Origin of the sequence: Dictyobacter kobayashii (assembly GCF_003967555.1) — a bacterium.
In the GTDB taxonomy this organism is placed as follows: Bacteria; Chloroflexota; Ktedonobacteria; order Ktedonobacterales; family Ktedonobacteraceae; genus Dictyobacter; species Dictyobacter kobayashii.
In genome coordinates this window covers 2,342,900-2,362,522 of the sequence record NZ_BIFS01000002.1, presented here as the reverse complement: position 1 = coordinate 2,362,522, position 19,623 = coordinate 2,342,900, and the positions used below count along the sequence as shown (strand labels likewise).

14 protein-coding genes and 3 pseudogenes are annotated in these 19,623 nt (G+C 51.4%); 13 read left to right on the top strand and 4 right to left on the bottom strand.

Annotated elements, in window-relative coordinates; translation table 11 throughout:
* Positions 1–77: 77 nt before the first annotated feature.
* Positions 78–254, bottom strand: a complete 177-nt coding sequence (locus EL645_RS39845) for a hypothetical protein (protein WP_161977994.1) — start codon at positions 252–254, stop codon at positions 78–80.
* 37 nt (positions 255–291) lie between these two features.
* Between EL645_RS39845 and EL645_RS39840 the strand changes: the two genes are divergently transcribed.
* Together EL645_RS39840 and EL645_RS36720 are read left to right on the top strand one after the other, a co-directional pair.
* Complete coding sequence (locus EL645_RS39840) at positions 292–447, top strand: hypothetical protein (protein ID WP_161977993.1); 156 nt, start codon at positions 292–294, stop codon at positions 445–447.
* A gap of 314 nt (positions 448–761) precedes the next feature.
* Positions 762–1,379 carry a GNAT family N-acetyltransferase gene (locus EL645_RS36720; protein WP_126557342.1) on the top strand — a complete coding sequence of 206 codons (618 nt, stop codon included), beginning with the start codon at positions 762–764 and terminating at the stop codon, positions 1,377–1,379.
* Between the two features lie 6 nt (positions 1,380–1,385).
* Here the strand turns inward: EL645_RS36720 and EL645_RS36715 are convergent, their stop codons facing one another.
* Positions 1,386–2,201 (bottom strand): endonuclease/exonuclease/phosphatase family protein, encoded by an 816-nt coding sequence (locus EL645_RS36715; protein WP_126557341.1) that lies wholly within the window; start codon positions 2,199–2,201, stop codon positions 1,386–1,388.
* 24 nt (positions 2,202–2,225) lie between these two features.
* Positions 2,226–2,567, bottom strand: a complete 342-nt coding sequence (locus tag EL645_RS36710; protein WP_126557340.1) for a hypothetical protein — start codon at positions 2,565–2,567, stop codon at positions 2,226–2,228.
* A gap of 494 nt (positions 2,568–3,061) precedes the next feature.
* On the opposite strand from EL645_RS36710, the pseudogene gad reads away from it, so the two are divergent.
* The 7 genes and pseudogenes from gad to EL645_RS36665 all read left to right on the top strand — a co-directional run bounded on the left by gad (position 3,062) and on the right by EL645_RS36665 (position 11,577).
* Positions 3,062–4,476: pseudogene (gene gad / locus EL645_RS46105) on the top strand (glutamate decarboxylase).
* Positions 4,477–4,503: 27 nt separating this feature from the next.
* On the top strand, positions 4,504–5,706 hold the full coding sequence (locus tag EL645_RS36700; protein ID WP_126557339.1) for a glycosyltransferase: 1,203 nt from the start codon (positions 4,504–4,506) through the stop codon (positions 5,704–5,706).
* 545 nt (positions 5,707–6,251) lie between these two features.
* The gene (locus tag EL645_RS36695; protein WP_126557338.1) at positions 6,252–7,142 is read left to right on the top strand and encodes a S53 family peptidase; all 891 of its coding nucleotides are present in this window, start codon (positions 6,252–6,254) and stop codon (positions 7,140–7,142) included.
* Positions 7,143–7,144: 2 nt separating this feature from the next.
* On the top strand, positions 7,145–8,641 hold the full coding sequence (locus EL645_RS40370; RefSeq protein WP_136625359.1) for a S53 family peptidase: 1,497 nt from the start codon (positions 7,145–7,147) through the stop codon (positions 8,639–8,641).
* Positions 8,642–8,980: 339 nt separating this feature from the next.
* Positions 8,981–9,775: a lytic transglycosylase domain-containing protein gene (locus EL645_RS36680; RefSeq protein ID WP_161977992.1), complete on the top strand. Its 795-nt coding sequence runs from the start codon at positions 8,981–8,983 to the stop codon at positions 9,773–9,775.
* Between the two features lie 241 nt (positions 9,776–10,016).
* On the top strand, positions 10,017–10,220 hold the full coding sequence (locus EL645_RS39835; RefSeq protein WP_126557334.1) for a hypothetical protein: 204 nt from the start codon (positions 10,017–10,019) through the stop codon (positions 10,218–10,220).
* Positions 10,220–11,577 (top strand): annotated as a pseudogene (locus EL645_RS36665) (APC family permease). The gene EL645_RS39835 and the pseudogene EL645_RS36665 overlap by 1 nt, the downstream one beginning before the upstream one ends.
* A 91-nt stretch (positions 11,578–11,668) precedes the next feature.
* Here EL645_RS36665 and EL645_RS36660 read toward each other — a convergent pair.
* Positions 11,669–14,089, bottom strand: a complete 2,421-nt coding sequence (locus EL645_RS36660; protein ID WP_126557331.1) for an MBL fold metallo-hydrolase — start codon at positions 14,087–14,089, stop codon at positions 11,669–11,671.
* 603 nt (positions 14,090–14,692) lie between these two features.
* Here EL645_RS36660 and EL645_RS46100 point away from each other — a divergent pair.
* From EL645_RS46100 to EL645_RS36640, 4 genes and pseudogenes are all read left to right on the top strand, one after another.
* A pseudogene (locus EL645_RS46100) lies at positions 14,693–17,071 on the top strand (thiamine pyrophosphate-binding protein).
* 176 nt (positions 17,072–17,247) lie between these two features.
* On the top strand, positions 17,248–18,447 hold the full coding sequence (locus EL645_RS36650) for a YncE family protein (RefSeq protein WP_126557330.1): 1,200 nt from the start codon (positions 17,248–17,250) through the stop codon (positions 18,445–18,447).
* Positions 18,448–18,517: 70 nt separating this feature from the next.
* Positions 18,518–19,003 (top strand): beta propeller repeat protein, encoded by a 486-nt coding sequence (locus EL645_RS36645; RefSeq protein WP_126557329.1) that lies wholly within the window; start codon positions 18,518–18,520, stop codon positions 19,001–19,003.
* 53 nt (positions 19,004–19,056) lie between these two features.
* Positions 19,057–19,614: a WD40/YVTN/BNR-like repeat-containing protein gene (locus tag EL645_RS36640; protein WP_126557328.1), complete on the top strand. Its 558-nt coding sequence runs from the start codon at positions 19,057–19,059 to the stop codon at positions 19,612–19,614.
* Positions 19,615–19,623 lie beyond the last annotated feature (9 nt).

Genomic DNA, 19,623 nt, shown 5'->3' with positions numbered 1-19,623 from the left:
CCATTTTGGCGCCTGCGGCGCCGGGCTGGGGGTGTGGAGAGTGTGGTGGGCGGTCACGGCCGCCCAATACCATGTAGTTAAGAAGAATTTGAGTGCAGAAGCATGGGATTGGAGTCTGCCCCCTTTTTCCCCTTCCCATACGAAAAAACAACCCGAAGAACGAATGGTAGAGGTTCGGCCCGGTAGGTGCGACCCTCTGCGGTCGCTTGCCGCCCGGCGGCCCCGTATCCCAGCGATAGGGTGCCTCGTGGCATGATCCTTTCCTTCACGGAGTGCCCAAAAGCAGGGTCCGTGTTTGAGCACCGCGTGGCGCGAGGTCTCCGAGACAAGCAACCGCGTGGTGAGGAGACCGGGCCACCCTACCGGGGTGGCAAGCGAGGGCAAGCCTCGCATCTACAGGGCCGAACCTCTACCATTCGTTCTTATTTCTACCTGGTTGCTCAATGAACGGCAGAGGGGCTTGTCCTCATCCATGTCGTTCAGATCTAAACGGTATTGTGCGGCCGCCCACTGCACACACTCCACACCTGAAAGAATGGACATTGTCTCGCTTGCTCGTGATCTCTGGACGAACGGTAAAAAGCCCTATCTTACACAGGGCGAAGCTAGAGAAAGGGTCTATTACTAGAGCTAAAGGCTGATTTGATTCGTGTTACTAAATACAGATCAGATTATATTTGTGTTGGTGTATCCTCTGTATACACAACCCGTAGTATGGTCCCTATAGCTATTGATGGAGAGAGAAAGAAGATCGAGCATATATGCAGATACGCATTCCTGGTTTACAGATTTATCTACGCGATTGGCAACTGGCAGATCTAGAGCAATATAGCACCTGGATGGTGCCTGGACAGCCATGGAAAGAGCTGGATGGTCCCTATTACCCATTGCCATCTACTGAGGCGATCGAGGCCCAGATAGCATATATGCGCACGCAGATCGAGAACAATAGCTTCCCAACTATCCGCTCGGTATTAGTTATCAGTGACCAGGCCACAGATAACCTGATAGGTATTGTCTCCTGGAGTTGGGAAAGTGAGGAGACCCACTGGCCAACTATCGGCATTGTCATCTTTGATCCTACCTACTGGAACCAGGGAATTGGCTTTGAAGCCCTGGGACTCTGGAGCGATTACCTCTTCTATACGCTTCCAACTATTGCGCGCCTGGATCTGCGTACCTGGTCTGGCAATAAGGGCATGATGAGGCTAGCCGAAAAACTCGGCTACCAGTTGGAGGCACGTTTCCGCAAGGCTCGCACCTTCAAGGGCACGTATTACGATGGGCTCGGCTATGGTGTGCTGCGCGAAGAGTGGGAGGCCCGTTATCACCAGGGCTTCGCCAGTTATCTACAGAAACGCAGCCAACAAAGCGCGTAGCTACTCTTACAAACCTGTTAACTGAGCAACAACTGGAAAATGATCGCTTGGATAAAGTGGTGGCCGGGCCGTATGCACAATCTCGCATGTCAGTGGGCGAATTTTCTGGGCTGGATCACGCACCAGGATCCAATCCATGCGCAAAATACTATCCCCACGTGTCTTCCCCGAGGAGGATGGCTTGTACCAGTTAAATGCATGAAAGGTATTTGTCTGCGGATTGTCTTTGTGGCCGGTCGCCAGGTAGCTATCACTAAAATCGTGCTGCAGCCATAAACGATGGGGAGGCGAAGCTGGATCACAGTTAAAGTCGCCAGTTACCAGCACAGGTAGTGCATAATCGTGGGTAATCTGCTGTAGCTGTTGTATGATCAATGCGCTCCCCGCCAGCCGCGCATGCGCAGAAACATGGTCCAGGTGTGTATTTAGATGAATAAGTTCCACGCCACTGCCCAGCATCTGAAAATGGACCCAGGTTGCGGTCCGTATACAGGCCGTCTCCCAGCTGGCGGACAGTACATCCGGCGTTTCGCTGAGCCAGAAGCCACCAGCGCTCAATCGCCTGACCAGCTCGGGCTTCCAGAAGATAGCGGTATATTGATGCGGCTCCTCCGCGCTGGCCGATGGACCACATTCGCAGGCATAGCCGGGAAGTTGTTGTTGATACACTGCCAGATTGCCAGCCTCAACCTCCTGAAAACCGATCACGGCAGGATCGATCTCCTGGATAGTCTGCACATTTAAAGCTGACCGTAGCGGCCACGCATTTGGACCATCGGCATGCGATGCGCCACGAATATTAAATGTCATAATCTTCAACATCAAATTACCTCCTCGCTATAGCTACTATAAGATTGATTTGATGCGGTTCCTGCTCCTAGATAACAGAGCACGGTGGCTACATTCTGGGGGAGAGTTTTTGGGAAAGAGGCGCTGCCTGAGTGTGCGCGTCAATGGACTGGTGAGGAGAAGGACGAATAGCAATATTTCTATTTTCTCCATCAGGCGGGAAAAGTCGCCACCGCAGCCCAGTAGCCAGATTGAAGTCTGCCAGAATAGGATTAATAGGATAATGGAGATAAAGATCAGGCTGTGCCAGATCCAGAAGAGTATTTTGCGTTGGGTGGGATTTTCTAGTGAGAAAGACATGCTGTTGTTGGTTTGTGGCTGGCTTTTTTGTCTAAACATAGAAAATCCTTTCGTTTTTTCTTGCCAAACAGTTTAAGTTGTCTGTGGCTAGTATAGCATAGGGAAGAACAAATGTCCTTTTTTGGGTCTTGAGGTCCTATTTTCTTGATATGGGTGCGTCCGCTGGCGCGGCCGATTCTTTTTTAACAACTTGCATCAAATGTGCTGCGCACATTTGATGCAAGTTGTTAAAAGTGTTTTTGGAGCAATTCCTGTTTTTTGACGCATCCCCTTGAATGTTTTTTGATGAGCAAAGGTATGAAAAGCGGTGGACGGAGATCAACTATTCTCATTGGGGCTGTTGCGGGCAGAAGTATATGCGGCTGGCTCATCTTATAGGGCGGAAGCAACGTATTGATCTTGTAGTGCTTTTGGGAAGATGAAGAGTTATAGGATAGTAAATTGCTCGTTGCGACGGGCGCGTTTTATAATAGCCACGGGAATGCCGTGAGATGGCTATGAGCTGATAATTATTTCCTACAGGAGTCTGGGGTATGTTACATAAAAAGACGAATCGTACGACCGCGAGCGAAGCTGAACAGTCGCTAACTCCGGTCTATAGCCGCGTTCCGTTGGATAGAGCGGTTCCACGCAATGAGATGCCTGAAGAAGAGATGTTGCCACAAACAGCTTATCAGTTGGTACATGATGAGCTGATTCTGGATGGCAATGCACGGCAAAATCTGGCGACATTTGTGACAACCTGGATGGAGCCAGAGGCGCGGCAGATTATGACCGATACGTTTGATAAGAATATGATCGATAAGGATGAATATCCTCAAACGGCTGAGTTAGAGCGGCGCTGCGTTAATATTCTGGCCAATCTCTGGCATGCGCCGGAAGAGGAGAACGCGATCGGTTGTTCAACAATAGGTTCCAGTGAAGCCTGTATGCTGGCTGGCATGGCATTGAAGTGGAAGTGGCGCGAGCGCAGGCGAGCCGCTGGAAAATCTACCGACCGTCCCAATCTAGTGATGGGGATTAACGTGCAGATCTGCTGGGAAAAGTTCTGTCGCTACTGGGATGTCGAACCACGCATGGTCCCGATGGAGGAGGGCGCTACCATCTAACTGCAGAAGAGGCAGTCAAATTATGTGACGAAAACACTATCGGCGTCGTGGCTATTATGGGAAGTACGATGGATGGTAGCTATGAACCTGTAGAGGCCATCAGCCAGGCTTTAGATCGATTGTACGACGAGCAGGGGCTGGATATCCCGATCCATGTTGATGCCGCCAGTGGTGGTCTGGTCGCCCCATTCATTCAACCAGATGTGGTATGGGACTTCCAGGTACCACGCGTCAAATCCATCAATGTCTCTGGACATAAATATGGGCTGGTCTATCCAGGTGTGGGCTGGGTCGTCTGGCGCAAGCATAGTGATTTACCAGAGGAGCTGATCTTCTCGGTGAACTATCTGGGTGGTCAGATGCCGACCTTTGCCTTGAACTTCTCGCGTCCCGGCAGTCAAATTGTGGCCCAGTATTATAATTTTGTGCGGCTTGGAAAAGTAGGTTATCGCCGTATTCAGCAGGCCTGTCAGGATATCGCCCAGTATCTAGCGGCCGAGGTCGCTAAATTGGGACCATTCAAACTACTCAGCAATGGTAGCGATCTGCCTGTGTTTGCTTTTACGTTGAAGGAGCCAACTAATTTTACCGTCTTCGATTTCTCAGAACGGCTACGGGATCGCGGCTGGATTGTGCCTGCCTATACCTATCCCAAAAATCTGGAAGACATGGCAGTCATGCGTATCGTTGTCAAAGATGGTTTCAGCCGGGATATGGCCGATCTCTTGCTAAATGATATGCGCCGCCATTTGAACTACTACGCAGCGCACCCTGAGAGCACCCATACCAGCGGGAGTCCTGGTTTTAGCCACGGTGTCAGCCAGGAAGAAAAGAAGTAAAGCGAGTAAGGGAAAGGGAGTAAAGAGATGCGCATCATGATCGTTACCGATCAATATCCACCCATGGTGGGAGGCGTTCCCAATGTCACCCATGGCCTGGCTGTTGATTTTGTCAATCGAGGCCATCAAGTCTGGGTGGTCGCGCCTAGCTATGGAACGCGCGATGTCCAACGCATGGAAGAGGGCGTCCATGTCTCGCGCTTTTCATCGTTTGAGTGGCCGACCTATAAGGATCTACGTATCCCTTTGCTACCCTTTGCGCCAATTCATAAACTACTCAAGCAGGCTAACCCCGATATTATTCATGTACATTCTCCTATCGTACTGGGTAATATCGCCCAGATTCTCGCGCCAGGCTTGCATAAACCCATCATTGCCACCAACCACTACCTGCCCAGTAACATGCTTAGCCGCGCCATTTTGACCGATCCAGTGTTAGGCAAGCCGCTCAGCGCCCTTACCTACTCTTACCTGGTCTACTTCTATAATCGCTGCCAGTATGTCACCTCCCCAACGCAGACGGCCCTGGATTTGTTGAGCGAACATGGTCTACATGCCCCTTCAAAGGTTATCTCAAATGGCATTGACCTCAATTGCTACGCGCCGGGTCCATGCGAACCAGAGGTTATTCAGCGGCTGGGGCTACCAACTGATCGACCACTGATCATCCACGTCAACCGCTTGAGCGAGGAAAAACGCATCGACGTCTTGTTAGACGCAATGGCAAAAATCAAGGTCCCGGCCCACCTGGCACTCGTCAGTACCGGTCCAGCTGAGGCTGCCTTACGCGCCCAGGTTGAACAGTTGCAGATCCAGGATCGCGTCAGTTTCCTGGGCTTTGTGCGCGACGCCGATCTGATACCATTGCGCCGTTCAGCCCAGCTTTTCGTTATCCCTTCCGAAGCAGACCTGCAGAGTCTGGCCATGATGGAGGCGATGGCCTGTGGGCGCCCTGTTATCGCGGCCAACTCCTATGCTCTGCCAGAACTGGTACACCATAATCAAAATGGCTTCCTCTTTGAACCTGGCAATAGTGATGAGATGGCCATCCATATGGATCGTCTATTGGCAGATCCTGATTTGCAGAAACGTATGGGAGCTGAAAGCCTCACGATCGTCGCCGCCCACGATCGTATCAAAGTACTAGACCAGTGGGAGGACCTCTATACGCGCCTGGCCACTGAGTTCGAAGAGGTTCAAAAGGTCCACCAACGCGTCCACGTTCACTAAAAAACATCTTCGACAGGCAAATGCTAAGCTAACCGGAGTCAGAGCCATAGAGCTCGGACCCCGGTTAATTTTTGAGCACCATCTCCTCCTATCTATAGCACTCAATTGAAGCCTCATCCCTCCTCGATAGCCCCTTCAAAAGCATAAGCATATACTTGCTCATGCTCATTTTTACACGTCTATACCATGTAAAACATTTAATATCATATTTAATATCAAAGATATTAAATATGATACTTTTGTAATTTAATATAGTCTCATATACGCTGCTAATCATTATTCATATTGTTGATTTCTTAAACGCATTATAATTACTATAGGGTGGTTATGGCAAGTAGAACATTTAAAATTCTTTACATCTGGAGTAAGTAAGTAGTAATCAACATATAAGCGGCGTAAGATAATTCGAGCATCAAATATAGGTCTAACACATTTCTCTTGATATAGATTTACTAGAGGCCCCCAGAACTGTTGCATTGCTTCTTACTTATATATCCACCACTGGTTTTCCAGGAGGTACATTTGAGAAAAACATTGCGCCAGAAATGGCAACCGCGCTTCGCACTCATGATCTGTGCAGTACTTCTGGCATTGATCGCACAGGTCCTCATGACCAGTGCCACCTCTACCCGAGCGGCTGTGCAACAGCCACACACGATACCTATCCAGGGGCATGTCCTCCCGCGCTTAATGGCTTGACACCAATACATCCAACCGCCAAAAGTAACATCTTAAAGTTATCTATTGGCCTGGATCTCCGTAATCGCAATACCCTGACAGCCTTGCTGGCTGCACAGGAAAATCCTGGTTCACCTTATTATCATCACTACCTTACACCATCACAGTTCGTCAGCCAGTTTGGGCCAACACAAGCCACGGTCAATCTTGTGGTCCAATACTTGAATAGCCAGAATCTGACTGTTACGTCAGTGACGCCCAATCACTTATTCGTCAATGCAACTGGCACCGTGGGGGCGACAGAAAAAGCCTTTAACGTGGTTCTGAATGATTATAATTTCCACAATCGCGTCATTTATGCGCCGGCCAACAATCCCTCGGTACCAGATACATTAAGCGACGTTATTCAATCCATTGGTGGACTGAATAACATTCAGCTTCTGCCACTAACTGGCATGCATCACACGGCCAGGCCGCTCACCGGGACAAGTAAGCGCCACCCAATAGGTGTGCTCACCGGCCCGGGCGGTGGCTATACGCCAACTGAATTGCGCACTGCCTACAGTGTAGATTCATTGATCAGTGCCGGCAGCAATGGGACAGGTCAGAGCATAGGTGTCTTTGAATTGGATGGCTACCAATCCTCAGATATTGACCAATATCGCAGCTACTACAATCTGGGTACAGGCAATTACTCGAATATCCTGGTAGATGGGCCACCACCAATCCTGGAAGTGGCGCAATTGAGGTCGAGTTAGACATGGAGATCGTCTCGGCGATCGCTCCTAACGCCGCCCAAAAAGTTTATATTGGTCCTAACTCAACCTCGGGTGTCAACGATACTTATAGCCGCATCGTGACCGATAATACCGTCAAAGTCACGACCATCAGTTGGGGCTTATGTGAAGCATCTACAGGTAATGCAGAGCTCGGCGCCCTGAACAACATTTTCCTGCAGGGTTCCTCACAGGGACAGGCCTTCTTTGCCGCCTCTGGCGACTCGGGAGCCTATGATTGTAATGGTGGTGGGGGCAGCGGCACAACACTAGCAGTCGACTCGCCCGCCGACGATCCCAATGTGGTTGGCGTGGGTGGTACAAGGCTGCAGGTAGGTACTGGCGGAACATATAGCAGTGAATCTGCCTGGGGCAGCAATAACTCAGGTGGCGGCGGTGGCATCAGTTCCTACTTCACCCGTCCAGCCTATCAGACAGGCACCAACCTGACCAATGCGAACCGTATGGTTCCTGATGTCTCGGCTGATGCCGATCCACAGACTGGCTACGCTATCTACTGTACAGTCTCAGCATCCAACTGCTCCGGCTGGCTATCAGTTGGCGGCACCAGTGGAGCGGCACCCATGTGGGCTAGTACGGCCATTGATATCAATCAGTACCTGGCCTCACAGGGTAAACCGGTACTGGGCAATGCCCATCAATCTTTCTATAATCTCTACAATAATAGCCAGACTTATACCCCTTTTCACGATGTGACAACAGGAAACAACCTGTATTACAATGCAGGACCTAACTATGATCTGGCTACTGGCCTTGGTACACCCAATGCCTGGAACATTGCCCGCGATCTGGCTGGTGGTAGTGGTACGCCTACTCCCACCCCGACCAGCACGCCGATTCCAACGCCAACATCTACTTCTATACCAACGCCTACCCCGACCAGCACACCACGTCCAACGCCGACCCCTACTTCTATTCCAACACCACCCCCTACTTCTATTCCGACACCAACACCTACGCCTGGTGGTGGAGGTACACAACAGTTGATTGTCAATGGTGGCTTTGAAAATGGTCGTGCTCCATGGCAAGAATTTTCTGCTGGTGGTTATGAACTGATCAACCCGATTGCGGCCCATAGTGGACGCTATGGCGCGCTGCTCTGCAGCTATGCGAACTGTTATGATGCCATCTATCAATCTGTAACGGTTCCTGCCAATAGCAACAGAATCCTCTTAAGCTACTGGCTATACACCGCCAGCCAGAAACCAAATACCAATGCCTGTTATGACAGGTTCACAGCCAACCTACTCACAAGTAATGGCAATACTATCCGGCTACTGTCAATCAAATGTAATGCAAATTCTCGACGTTGGGTCCAATATACATTTGATCTCAGCTCGGTCCTGGCTAGCTACCGCGGGCAGCAGATCTATGTCTACTTCGATGCAACAACCAATCGTTACCAACCTAGCGCATTCTTACTAGACGACGTTTCACTCCTTGCCTATACCAATTCCTAAATCACTTCGTCGTCCGACAGCGGCAGGTCACATTTACTTGTGGCCTGCCGCTTTTTCATAGGCTGCTTTTTGGCCTGAAGCCCTATCTCTCCGGGATAAAGCCAGATTTATGACACATTTTGAAACGCATAGATACAGCATGAAACACGATGAAGCTATTACCTTTGGGCTACATTTTTCATACTCAAGCTGGCAAACGGTATAGCATGTGCTACACTGAGCTTCATCAATATTGCAACGTGCGAATCGAAATTGATCGACTGGTTCGCACATAGCCTAGAAATGAGGGCTCAGCCATACGAATCAATAGTGTGCACTTGCCCTTTGAAAGGAACACCTTTGACTCAGCGTTTACATTCTAGCTCAGCTACTATCACAACCTTAGATTCAAAAAACACAGGTAGTACAACTTCAATGAACAACAACCACAATGTAACCCTACAGGAACCTACTACTCAGGCATTGCCAAAGGTAACGGCAGCGGACCTCACCAATACATACCAGCGTGCTCATCAGCTGTCAGAGCGTCCTTCACTGGTCACCGAGAAATTACAGCGCGCATCATCACGTCGACCATCGTCAGGTCTGCGCAAAGGGATCGCTGTTGGCGCTACATGTTGTGCTTTGCTTCTCTCAGTATTTTCGGCCACACACTTCTCACAGGTTCAAACAACTGGCTCAGTAGCTAGCTACCGACAACCTAATGTCGCATCGACTATACAACATGACCATCATCGACATCAGGCTGTGGCCCATTCATATATTGACACAGCCCGAAGTTATGCCAGCGCAGCGGGCATCAACCCGGACACATTTGTACGTCAGATCCAGCAGGAGAGCGGCTTCAATCCAGGTGCTCAGTCGCCTGTAGGAGCCATTGGTATCGCACAGTTCATGCCAGCAACTGCCGCTAGCATGGGATTTGATCCTACCAATCCAGATGCTTCCCTCAAGGCTGCGGCCAATTGGATGGCAGATCTGAATCGTCAGTTTGGTGGAGATTATGCCAAGGCCCTGGCAGCGTATAATGCAGGCCCTGGCGCAGTACAAGGTGCCATGAACTCTGGTGGCGCAAACTGGCTGGCTCAACTCCCAGCTGAAACCCAGAATTATGTCCACAGCATCATGGGCTAGGCACAGCATACCCTGGCTCACTCCAGACATTTTTACCTTCTAAAACCCAACATGACCGCCTTCATACTATCTGGTAGAAGGCGGTCATGTTGTTTATTTGACATCTATGGCGGTCGTCTGGACATGCTATTAGTGATATAATTAAAAACATACTACTTATTTATTAGTAACTAATATGGTGCAGTTATACGTAAAAAAGTAAGAGAATATGAATCCCTAGCGGCGAAGGAGACTGTGATCTATGGATGATAAGACATCATTCACATCAAATGAACGTAAAAGGCTTGCGCGTGGAAAGCTTAATGTTAGAGACCTTGTTTTCTACACCATTGCTGGCGCGCTGGGTATAGATACATTGGGGGCTGCGGCATCGTATGGTGGACAGGCTCTATTTTGGATCTTGTTAGTCGGACTGACCTTTTTTATATCCCTTATCAATTATTAATGGCCGAACTTGGTAGTACCTTTCCGCGAGCAGGCGGTGTATATGAGTGGGGAAAAATGAGCGGAGGCCGCTTTTATGCAGCCATTGCCGCCATGCTCTACTGGATCGCCAATCCATTATGGATCGGCGGAACGATGTTTGTGACCGTCATAACCGCCATTAAAGTATTCTGGTTTGGGCGTACCGATTATCTATTTGGGGGCAACAAAATAGCCGATGTATGGATTACCATCGCGATTGCCGCCCTTTTCATCTGGAGTATTATGGGCGCGGCCTTGCTGCCATCTCGATCAATAAGCGACTCTCTAACGTAGGGGCCGCCTTTAAATTGCTCTTGATCGGACTATTCGTAGTACTGGCCTTGATCTTCTTTATGAGCGGACACGCCAGTGGAGCCCATATGGGTGCGCAGGATCTCTTGCCCTCCAGCTCTCTTGGTATCATTCTTAGCGGAATCATCCCGGTAATGCTATTCAAATGGCAAGGTTTCGAGGTTCAGGTGAATGTGGGCGATGAGGTCGATGATCCACAGCGTACGGTGCCACGTTCGATGCTTACAACCGGTGGACTGGCTTTCCTGGCTTATGTCATTCCAATTGTGGTGACCATCTTTGCGCTTAACAAATCACAGGTAGCTGGCAGTAGTGGCCTGTTACAGGCCATTGCCAATGTGACGATTGTGCTACCCCACACGCTGATCCTGCCATTGAAATGGCTGCTGGTACCTATACTGATAGTTGCCCTGGGAGCCAGTGGATCAACCTGGATGGTAAGTGCAAACCGCGCCTATGCCATCGCGGCCAAAGACCATGTGGCACCACAAAGTCTGGCTCGTTTTAATCCGCGCACGAACGCACCCAGTACAGCCATTATCGTCAGTGGCCTGATCGCAACCTGCGCCATGATTCTCGCCGTCCTGATCAACAGCTTTGGAGCCGGCACGCTACAATCCCTGTTTACGCTGGTACTCGGCTTCACGGTTTCGGTCAATACCCTGGCCTACCTGTTCATTTTCCCAGATCTTTTACTCTTGCGTTACAAACAGCCAGCCGCAAACAGGCCATACCGCGTTCCTGGCGGCGTGGTTGGCGCCTGGTTGGTCAGTATCCTTTCTATGTTTTATACCATCATAGTCAGCTACTTTTTGCTCTTTCCGGCCAGTGACGCCATCAAGAGTTCAGGGGTATCACGCCTGACCTATGAGGTTACCCAGTTGGTTGCTCTCGGGAGCATCATCCTGTTAACCGTTCTCTTCTACCTATGGGGTAGAAGAGAACGGCGCCAGGATATGGCAAACGAAGAAGAAGCGACCACCCGGCAACCTTTACAGCAAGAGGCTAATGTTGATAGACATTAACTACTCGCTGCAAGACATCGGGGACAGATAAAAACGAGACCTGGCGGACAAAGCCGTCCTTTCTATCCATCCTCAATCCGAATATCATCCCTTATAACGATAAGCGTATGGCCGAGGCACGTACCCGGGCCATACGCTCGCTTTCATCCTCGTCCATTTCATTCCAATATACTTCGAACAGCCGCCAATTACTGCGGCCGGTCAGGCGTCCTGGCCGCCCATTCACCAGGATCTCACTACCCGCCCCGGCCTCGAGCAGGTGCAGGTGATGGGCAAAGCCATCATTGCTGTAGACACGTTGCTCATCCAGGGGATGCCAGATTTCACCATCGCGACGAAAGAGCAGCAGGCCATGGTTCAATAATTCCAGGCCCAGAGCCAGCCGATCATCGGCCTGGCACAGCCCTAGATCCTGGCAGAGCGAGGTAAAAGAGAAAGAGGACTGCTGACAACGCCGCCAGCAGGCAAACAGATCAATCCAGGCCTGATCCAGTTGCTGGCGCCATTGCTTGAGGCGCATCTTATTAGTTTCATCTGGCACGTTTAACCATTCAGTTCGTCGCACATCCGGCAACAGTTGAATCATCGATAGCGGCCGCACAGCTGCCTTCCAGCCATCGGTAATCATACGAATCCCACCATTCTGCGCGGGCGCCAGAGTTAGCGCCAGGTATGGTGAGGAGTTCTTTTGACCTTGCACAATCGCAACCACACCAGCCCCGGGTACACGCTGGGGTATCTCATCCTGGATCACACGAGACGGTAGCACTAGAGACATCTCAGGGATACAGTCCGCAAACTCTTCATCGCTAATAATGGAACGCCCCAGGGCAGTTTCGCATGGCTGATAGATAGATTGAGCCCCGATACGGCTGCGCTTGAAATAAGCGGATGTATCACTTTTAAAGACATGCTCAATCAGGGGACGCAGGGTTGGCCGATAGGCATCCCCATAGTAGGCCTGGCCAAGCTCAACAATCGTCCAGGGACGCAACGGACCTAGTTTCTTGGCCAGTATCCAGAGCGATTCGATTGAGGGTATTTGCGGTTGCTCATCGATATCTATTGGGGCCAGGCGCGGCGAGGCATCAAATAGGCCCGTTTGCGCTTCCACATCTGGCATAGAGGGAACAAGGACACGATGCCGTACAGCTTGAAAGTTAAGCTTGCTACCCACCACAGGCACATCGACACGTATGTCAACGAAGCGCTGTTTGAGCGACGCGAGGGCCTCAGGAGAACCATGCACCAGCACCAGATGGCGTGGCGCCACTTTCATGACCACCTGGCTGATCTGCTCGCTATCGGCATGGCCTGATAAATTATATTTCTCAACCTTACAGGCCAGCACCACGCTCTGTGAGCCGATCTGCAGTGGGAGGCCGGGACGAGCACGTAAGAGGGCGGCCCCTGGACTTTCCTCATCCTGGTAGCCCGTCAACAATAAAGCATCCTGTTCACGAGTGGCAATGGTAGCCCCATACAGCGGAGAGGCTCCTCCCGAGAGCATGCCTGAGCTACTTATAATAATGGCTGGCTCTTTACGTGTAATCAATTCGGCCCGCTCATGGCTGCGCACGGCAAAGATATGCAGGCCCGGGTCGACAAACAATGGACGGCGTGCATTCTTTAAATAGCGCTGTAAGTTGGGATGTAGATCATGGGATTGGCCTTGATAAGCTGCGCAGACTGAGCGCACCATACCATCCAGGTAGATCGGCACAGGCGAAATGTGGCCGCTGGCACGGTATGATTTCAAGATCAAGACAATCTCTTGCGCGCGTCCAACAGCAAAGGCGGGACAGAGCACCCGGCCATTACGCGCCAACGTCTCCTGGACCGCCTCAGCAAATTTGCGCTCCTCCTCCCGCCGACTGGTATGGGCCCGATTCCCATAGGTACCCTCACAGATCATAATATCCGCATTGGGTAAAGCGGCTATATCCACCCCCTTAATCGTACGTTGATCGGTCACCGAGATATCGCCGGTATGCAACAACGTTCCTTCGGGAGTGGCAAAGTAGAGCATGCCTGCGCCCAGAATATGGCCCGCAGGCATATACCAGGCAAGAATATCGGGAGCAGTAACAAGGGGAGCAAAAGGTTGCTTGAAACTGACAGGCTGAATGCGCCCTAATAAAGCATCCACCTGTTCCACCGTATACAGGGGGGTCTCGCCGTCCGGCTTCAAACCTTCTTGCTCCATAATGTGTACAGAATCACGTAGCAAGATCTCTGTCAATACGCAGGTGCTCTCTGTGGCATAGATAGGAATATGCGGATAAAGCGAGGCGATCAGGGGCAGAGAACCTGTATGATCAATATGCGCATGTGTAATCAGGATAGCTTCGGGGGGACTGTCATCTAGCAAGCTTAGATCAGGCAAACGCGATTGACCATCACGAGCTGCCGGACGCATCCCTCCATCAATCAATAAACAATGGCCCGCTACTTTCAACAATGTGCTGGACCCTCCAACCTCCGATGCTCCTCCAAGAAACGTTAATTCCACTGCTATCTCCCTCCCATATTTCTGCACCAGAACCACTATGCTATTGAACAGCACAAAGAGCTTTATTAGTTTGACAAGACGGTGCGTTATTTCCGTCTATAAAGTATAACACGAAGTACATGGGTAATTAAATATATCGATTTGAATTAGTACCAATCAACGCAGAAGAAATACAAGATCCTCACAAGATCCTCACAAGCTAGAGCCATAAACTTGGTATAATAAATATAGAGACTCACCAGGGCTTTTAAATTTTCCTCTCTGGCGCCTGCGGCGCCGGGTTGGGAGTGTTGGAGCGTGTGCGGTGGGCGGCCGCCCACCGCACACGCTCCAACACCTGAAAGAAGGTCCATCGTATCGCTGGCTCGTGATCTCCCTACGATCTCTGGACTGAAAACTCGTCGCTAAAAATGGTGATTTTTAGAATTGATGATACAATGTTTTTGGTAAATCGATTGTTTTTTGATAGTTTTGCTTTTGCAATAGTATATAAGGAATTTCTGCATGCAGAGGAAGATCTCTACACCTGCAACGAAACGCAGTACGCAACAGAAACCAAAGGCGTCGTCCGTAACGCCGGCAGCAACGGAGCCACGGCAAGCGATTTTACAACCTGACGAATATCAAATTCTCGACAACATTCAGCGCCGTGTGCTCTGGCTCTCGACGCTTATCGTTCATCATGCCAATACTCGTCCCAGCGCAGATGACATAAAAGTAGGTGGCCATCAAGCGTCGTCCGCGTCCATGGTAACCATACTGACTGCACTCTACTTCCATTTCTTAAATGCCGAGGATCGGGTCAGTATCAAGCCCCATGCTTCCCCGGCCTATCATGCTATCCAATATTTGCTAGGGAACCTGGACCAGCACTATTTACAGACACTTCGCGCATTCAAGGGACTGCAAGCCTATCCTAGCCGCACCAAAGATCCAGATCCGGTCGATTTTAGTACTGGTTCTGTCGGTCTGGGCGCGGTCGCGCCAGCCTTCGCGGCTGTAACTCAGCGCTACACACAACAACACTTCGAGCAGGTTACCTCCCAACGCTTTATCGCGGTGATCGGGGATGCCGAATTGGATGAGGCAATATCTGGGAGGCCGCCATCGATGAGACGTTGCAGGGAGCGGGCAATGTATTGATCATTGTCGATCTTAACCGCCAAAGTCTGGATCGCGTCGTGCCCGGCATTCGTGCCACACAGCTAAAAAATCTCTTTGGCGCCGCTGGCTGGCATACCCTGGAAGCCAAATATGGACGCCAGTTGGAAGCAGTATTTGCCCAACCGGGGGAAATGCTCTACGCCAACGTATCGATGAGATGAGCAATGAGGAATACCAGAGCCTGCTACGGCGTCCGGGAGCGGACATCCGGGCGCGCCTGACCCATCCCGACGGGCTCAATCAACCTGAACAGCCAGAGATTGCCCGGGCACTGCACGATACACCCGATGAAAATCTCAAAGAGCTACTCGCCAACCTGGGTGGACATGATCTCAATACGCTGTTGGAGGTCTTTGCACAGGCCGATCAATCCCAGGATGCGCCAACCATTATCTTTGCTTATACCATCAAGGGCTGGGGACTACCCTTTGCAGGCGATGTCATGAATCACTCGATGCATCTTAGCCATGAACAGGTACAGCAACTACAACAGGCGTTCAACATTTCCGGGGGAGCAGAATGGGAGGGCTTCGCGCCAGAGACAGCGGAGGCGCGCTGGTGTCAACAGCGCGCCGAACGGCTCAGCAGAAAGCAGCTGCAAGCGGCCCACTGCTACCTCCGCAGAACATACCCGACAGCCTGGATATCTCGTATCCTAAAAAGCTCGCTACCCAGGAGGCACTGGGACGTATCTTACCCCAGCTGGCTAACCTGGCTGGCATCGGAGAACGCATTGTAACGGTTGCCCCCGATGTGGCGATCTCTACCCATTTAAGTGGCTGGGTCAATAAGACTGGTGTCTTCTCCCCAACGCAGCACCCTGACTATCTCGAAGGTATTCAACGTGCGTTGCGCTGGCAGCCAAACCCACAGGGACAACATATTGAGCTCGGCATCTCTGAAACGAACCTGTTCATGCTGCTAGGACAACTCGGCCTGAGCTATGAACATTCGGGGCAACTGCTCTTCCCGATCGGGACTGTCTATGATCCTTTTATCTGTCGCGGCCTGGATGCCTTGATCTATGGACTCTATAATCACAGCAAGATGATCTTTGTTGGTACACCTTCGGGGGTCAGCTTGAGCCCGGAAGGGGGCGCCCATCAATCCACCGTGACCGCCTCGCTGGGAATCGAATTGCCAGAACTCAATTATTATGAGCCGGTGTTTGGTCGTGAGGTAGAATGGCTGCTCCTGCAAGCGTTGCGCGACTGCTGCGATCGCGCGGAGGGACATTCAACCTACCTGCGCCTTTCCACCAAGAAAATTGATCAAACTCTATTGGATGTAGCCCTGGAACGCCTGGGAGAAGATCGCTTGCGCCAGCAGGTGCTGGCGGGCGGTTACCGGCTCCATGAGGGGCGCGAACTAGTGACCGATGCCCGCGAGGACGAGGTGGTGCAAATAGTCACCACGGGCGTCATGGTGCCAGAAGCACTGGCAGCGGCCAGAGCGCTGGCACATGAGGGAGTCGCGGCCAACGTCATTCACCTGACCAGCCCAAAAGCGATTTTTAGCATGTATACAGATCTACGGCGCAGCCAGAGTCAGGGTCAGCCTGAGCCAGCATCCGCGGCACATCTGCGCACGCTCTTTCCACGCTCTGAACGCCTGGCCCCCATCGTCACGGTCCAGGATGCATCCGCCCACAGTCTGGCCTTTCTCAGCGGCATCTATGGTGTGCCCAGCATTGCCCTGGGAGTCGACCAGTTCGGACAATCCGGTAGCATTCAGGAACTCTACCAGCAGGTTGGCATCAGCACCCACGACATAATTGCCGCCAGCTATGCCGCCCTGGACCTGATCCAGGAAAGATAATTCCTCCTGCTCCGACATCATTAGTTTCGGACGGCTATCCATGAATTATATTTTATGGATAGCCATCCGTTCTCATGCTCCTCATCAAGGAACAAGTTACGCTTGGTAGTCTTTCCTATACTGAAAAGAAGAGCATCTCATGCTCAATTTGGACAGTTTAGTGAAGAGATACACTTATGAAACAGCATGTAACGAGATTTTTCTTTGATAATCTACTAGCGCAAAATATTGGCGTGGGGTTGCCATGCGTCATCTATGGGTTACTGCTATGCTTGCTTATACCGCCTTCCCGCTTACCGGCCTATGCGGATGGGGGTGCCCCGAATCTAGCTTACGTGGCAGGTTCAGCTACAGGCATCAGCGTCATCGATGTGGCCCAGAAAGCAATTTCACGCACCATTACCACTACCGGCGATCCGCATGCGCTCCTGTTGAGTCCCGATGGGCGCTATCTATATGTTACCAGGCCAACCGTAGGGCAGCTGGCGATCCTGGCGGCCAGCACAGGCAACGCTATCTGTACAGCCTCCCTCCCCGGCCAACCACAGTTTCTGGCGCTGGATGTCAATACATCCAGTCTCTATGTCGCGGGCAAGGGGAGCAGGCGCGTAACAGCCCTGGATACTGGTAACTGCAGGGTCAAGCAGACATTTTTGGCCCAGGATATGGTTAATGGAGTGGCCCTGGCTTATCCCCAAATCAACTTAAACAATGGACAGGACACACAACTCTGGGCAACCACAGCCAGTGGTATCACTGTCTTCAACGCTCGGACAGGCCAGACCATTCAAAGCATTTCCATGACAGCCGAGCCACGAGCGGTAGCGATCCCTCCTGGCAGAACCGCTTATGTCACCACCGGACAGGGCACGATCAATGCGATTGACATTAATAACTATCACAGCATGCTTGTCATCGCGGGCGGCGCCTATGGTCCCATGGATTTTGATGAGTCAACCGGAGAGGTTTATGTCCCAGATGCCAGGCATGATCAGCTGGATGTGCTCTCGCCAGTCGCGGTCGGCTATGCGCGCCCACATGAACCGGAGCGTACCTGGACCTTTGCCTCGCCCCCCAGCTCGGTTGCTATTACAAACGACGGACAACTCGGCTTTGTGGCCCTGGCTGGTGGTCAGGTTGTCATGTTAGATCTACCGGGCCAGCAAACGATCACCATGTTGCATGTGGGAGGCTCGCCCCACTTCATCATCACCGGCTTATATCCGCCTCTAGCACCAAACAGTCCACAAGAAGCCACACTTTCTGGTATACTCGTAACTATTGGAGCATATGGATTAATTGCAGTTATGCTCATTGCTCCCACAGGATATTTTCTTTATAAGCGATCTGCGCGCAGGCGTAAAGCCATATCATAAAGTTGGCGCAATGATGGGACCTGAAGTCCAGGCGGCCAACAAGCGCATATGCACAGGAGGCAGCTACATTATGGTTACCGCAGCTTATCCAACAGGCACCGTTCTACTTCTGGCAGGAACCCGGCAAGGACTCTTTTTGCTAACATCCCAGGATCGGGTTCGGTGGAACATACAAGCAACCAGCTTGCAACGCCATGATGCGCGCATCTTCTATGCTATGTTTGACCCTCATAACCATTATCGCTTGTTTGCCGCCGACAACCGCCAGAGAGTAGCCTTTCTACGCTACAGTGATGATTTTGGGGTCAGCTGGCAAGAGCCTGAGGAGAGCATATCATTTCCCACGACCGGCCCAAACGGCCAGGCCGAAATATGGTATATCGAACCAGGGCGTCCTCAGGCACCACAGACGCTCTATGCTGGTACGGGACCCGCCGACCTCTGGATCAGCTATGACAGCGGCAACCACTGGCAGCGAAATGCCGCATTGAATGAGAAAGCCCGGCATGAACAATGGGAAAACGGTGAGGTCGGACCTGTGTACATAGTATTGTAGCGGATAAGGAACAGCCTGAGCGTCTATGGCTGGGCATCTCTGGCGCCGGGAGTGTGCGAACAGAGGATGGCGGGGAAAGCTGGCAGGCGATTAATCAGCTGGAACAACCTCAAGCAGAGGGCTGGACCTCTATCTGCACCAGCACACATCGCTTGCTACAACATACCTATCAGCCAGATACGCTATATCAGCAAAGCCGATGTGGACTCTTCCGCAGCACTGACGCAGGCACTAATTGGACCAGCATCAGCCAGGGTCTCCCCTCGACATTTGGCTTTCCCCTCACGCTGGATGTCAGGCATCCAGATACGCTCTTCACCTTTGTCGTCAACGATGAAGACCGCTACCCACTTGGAGACCAATTTACGGTCTATCGCAGCCAGAATGGTGGCGCTAACTGGGAGGCCTGCACCAGTGGACTACCCAGGGGTGCCCGGGCGCGCCAGAAGATTCTACGCCATGGCATGTGTAGCGATGACAAATTTCCCTGTGGCGTCTACATTGGAACGATGAGCGGCGACATCTTCGCATCTGCGGACAATGGCGACAACTGGCAGATGATCGCTACTGGCCTACCAACCATCTATGCGGTTACCGCTGTTGTCATCTAGCTACATTTC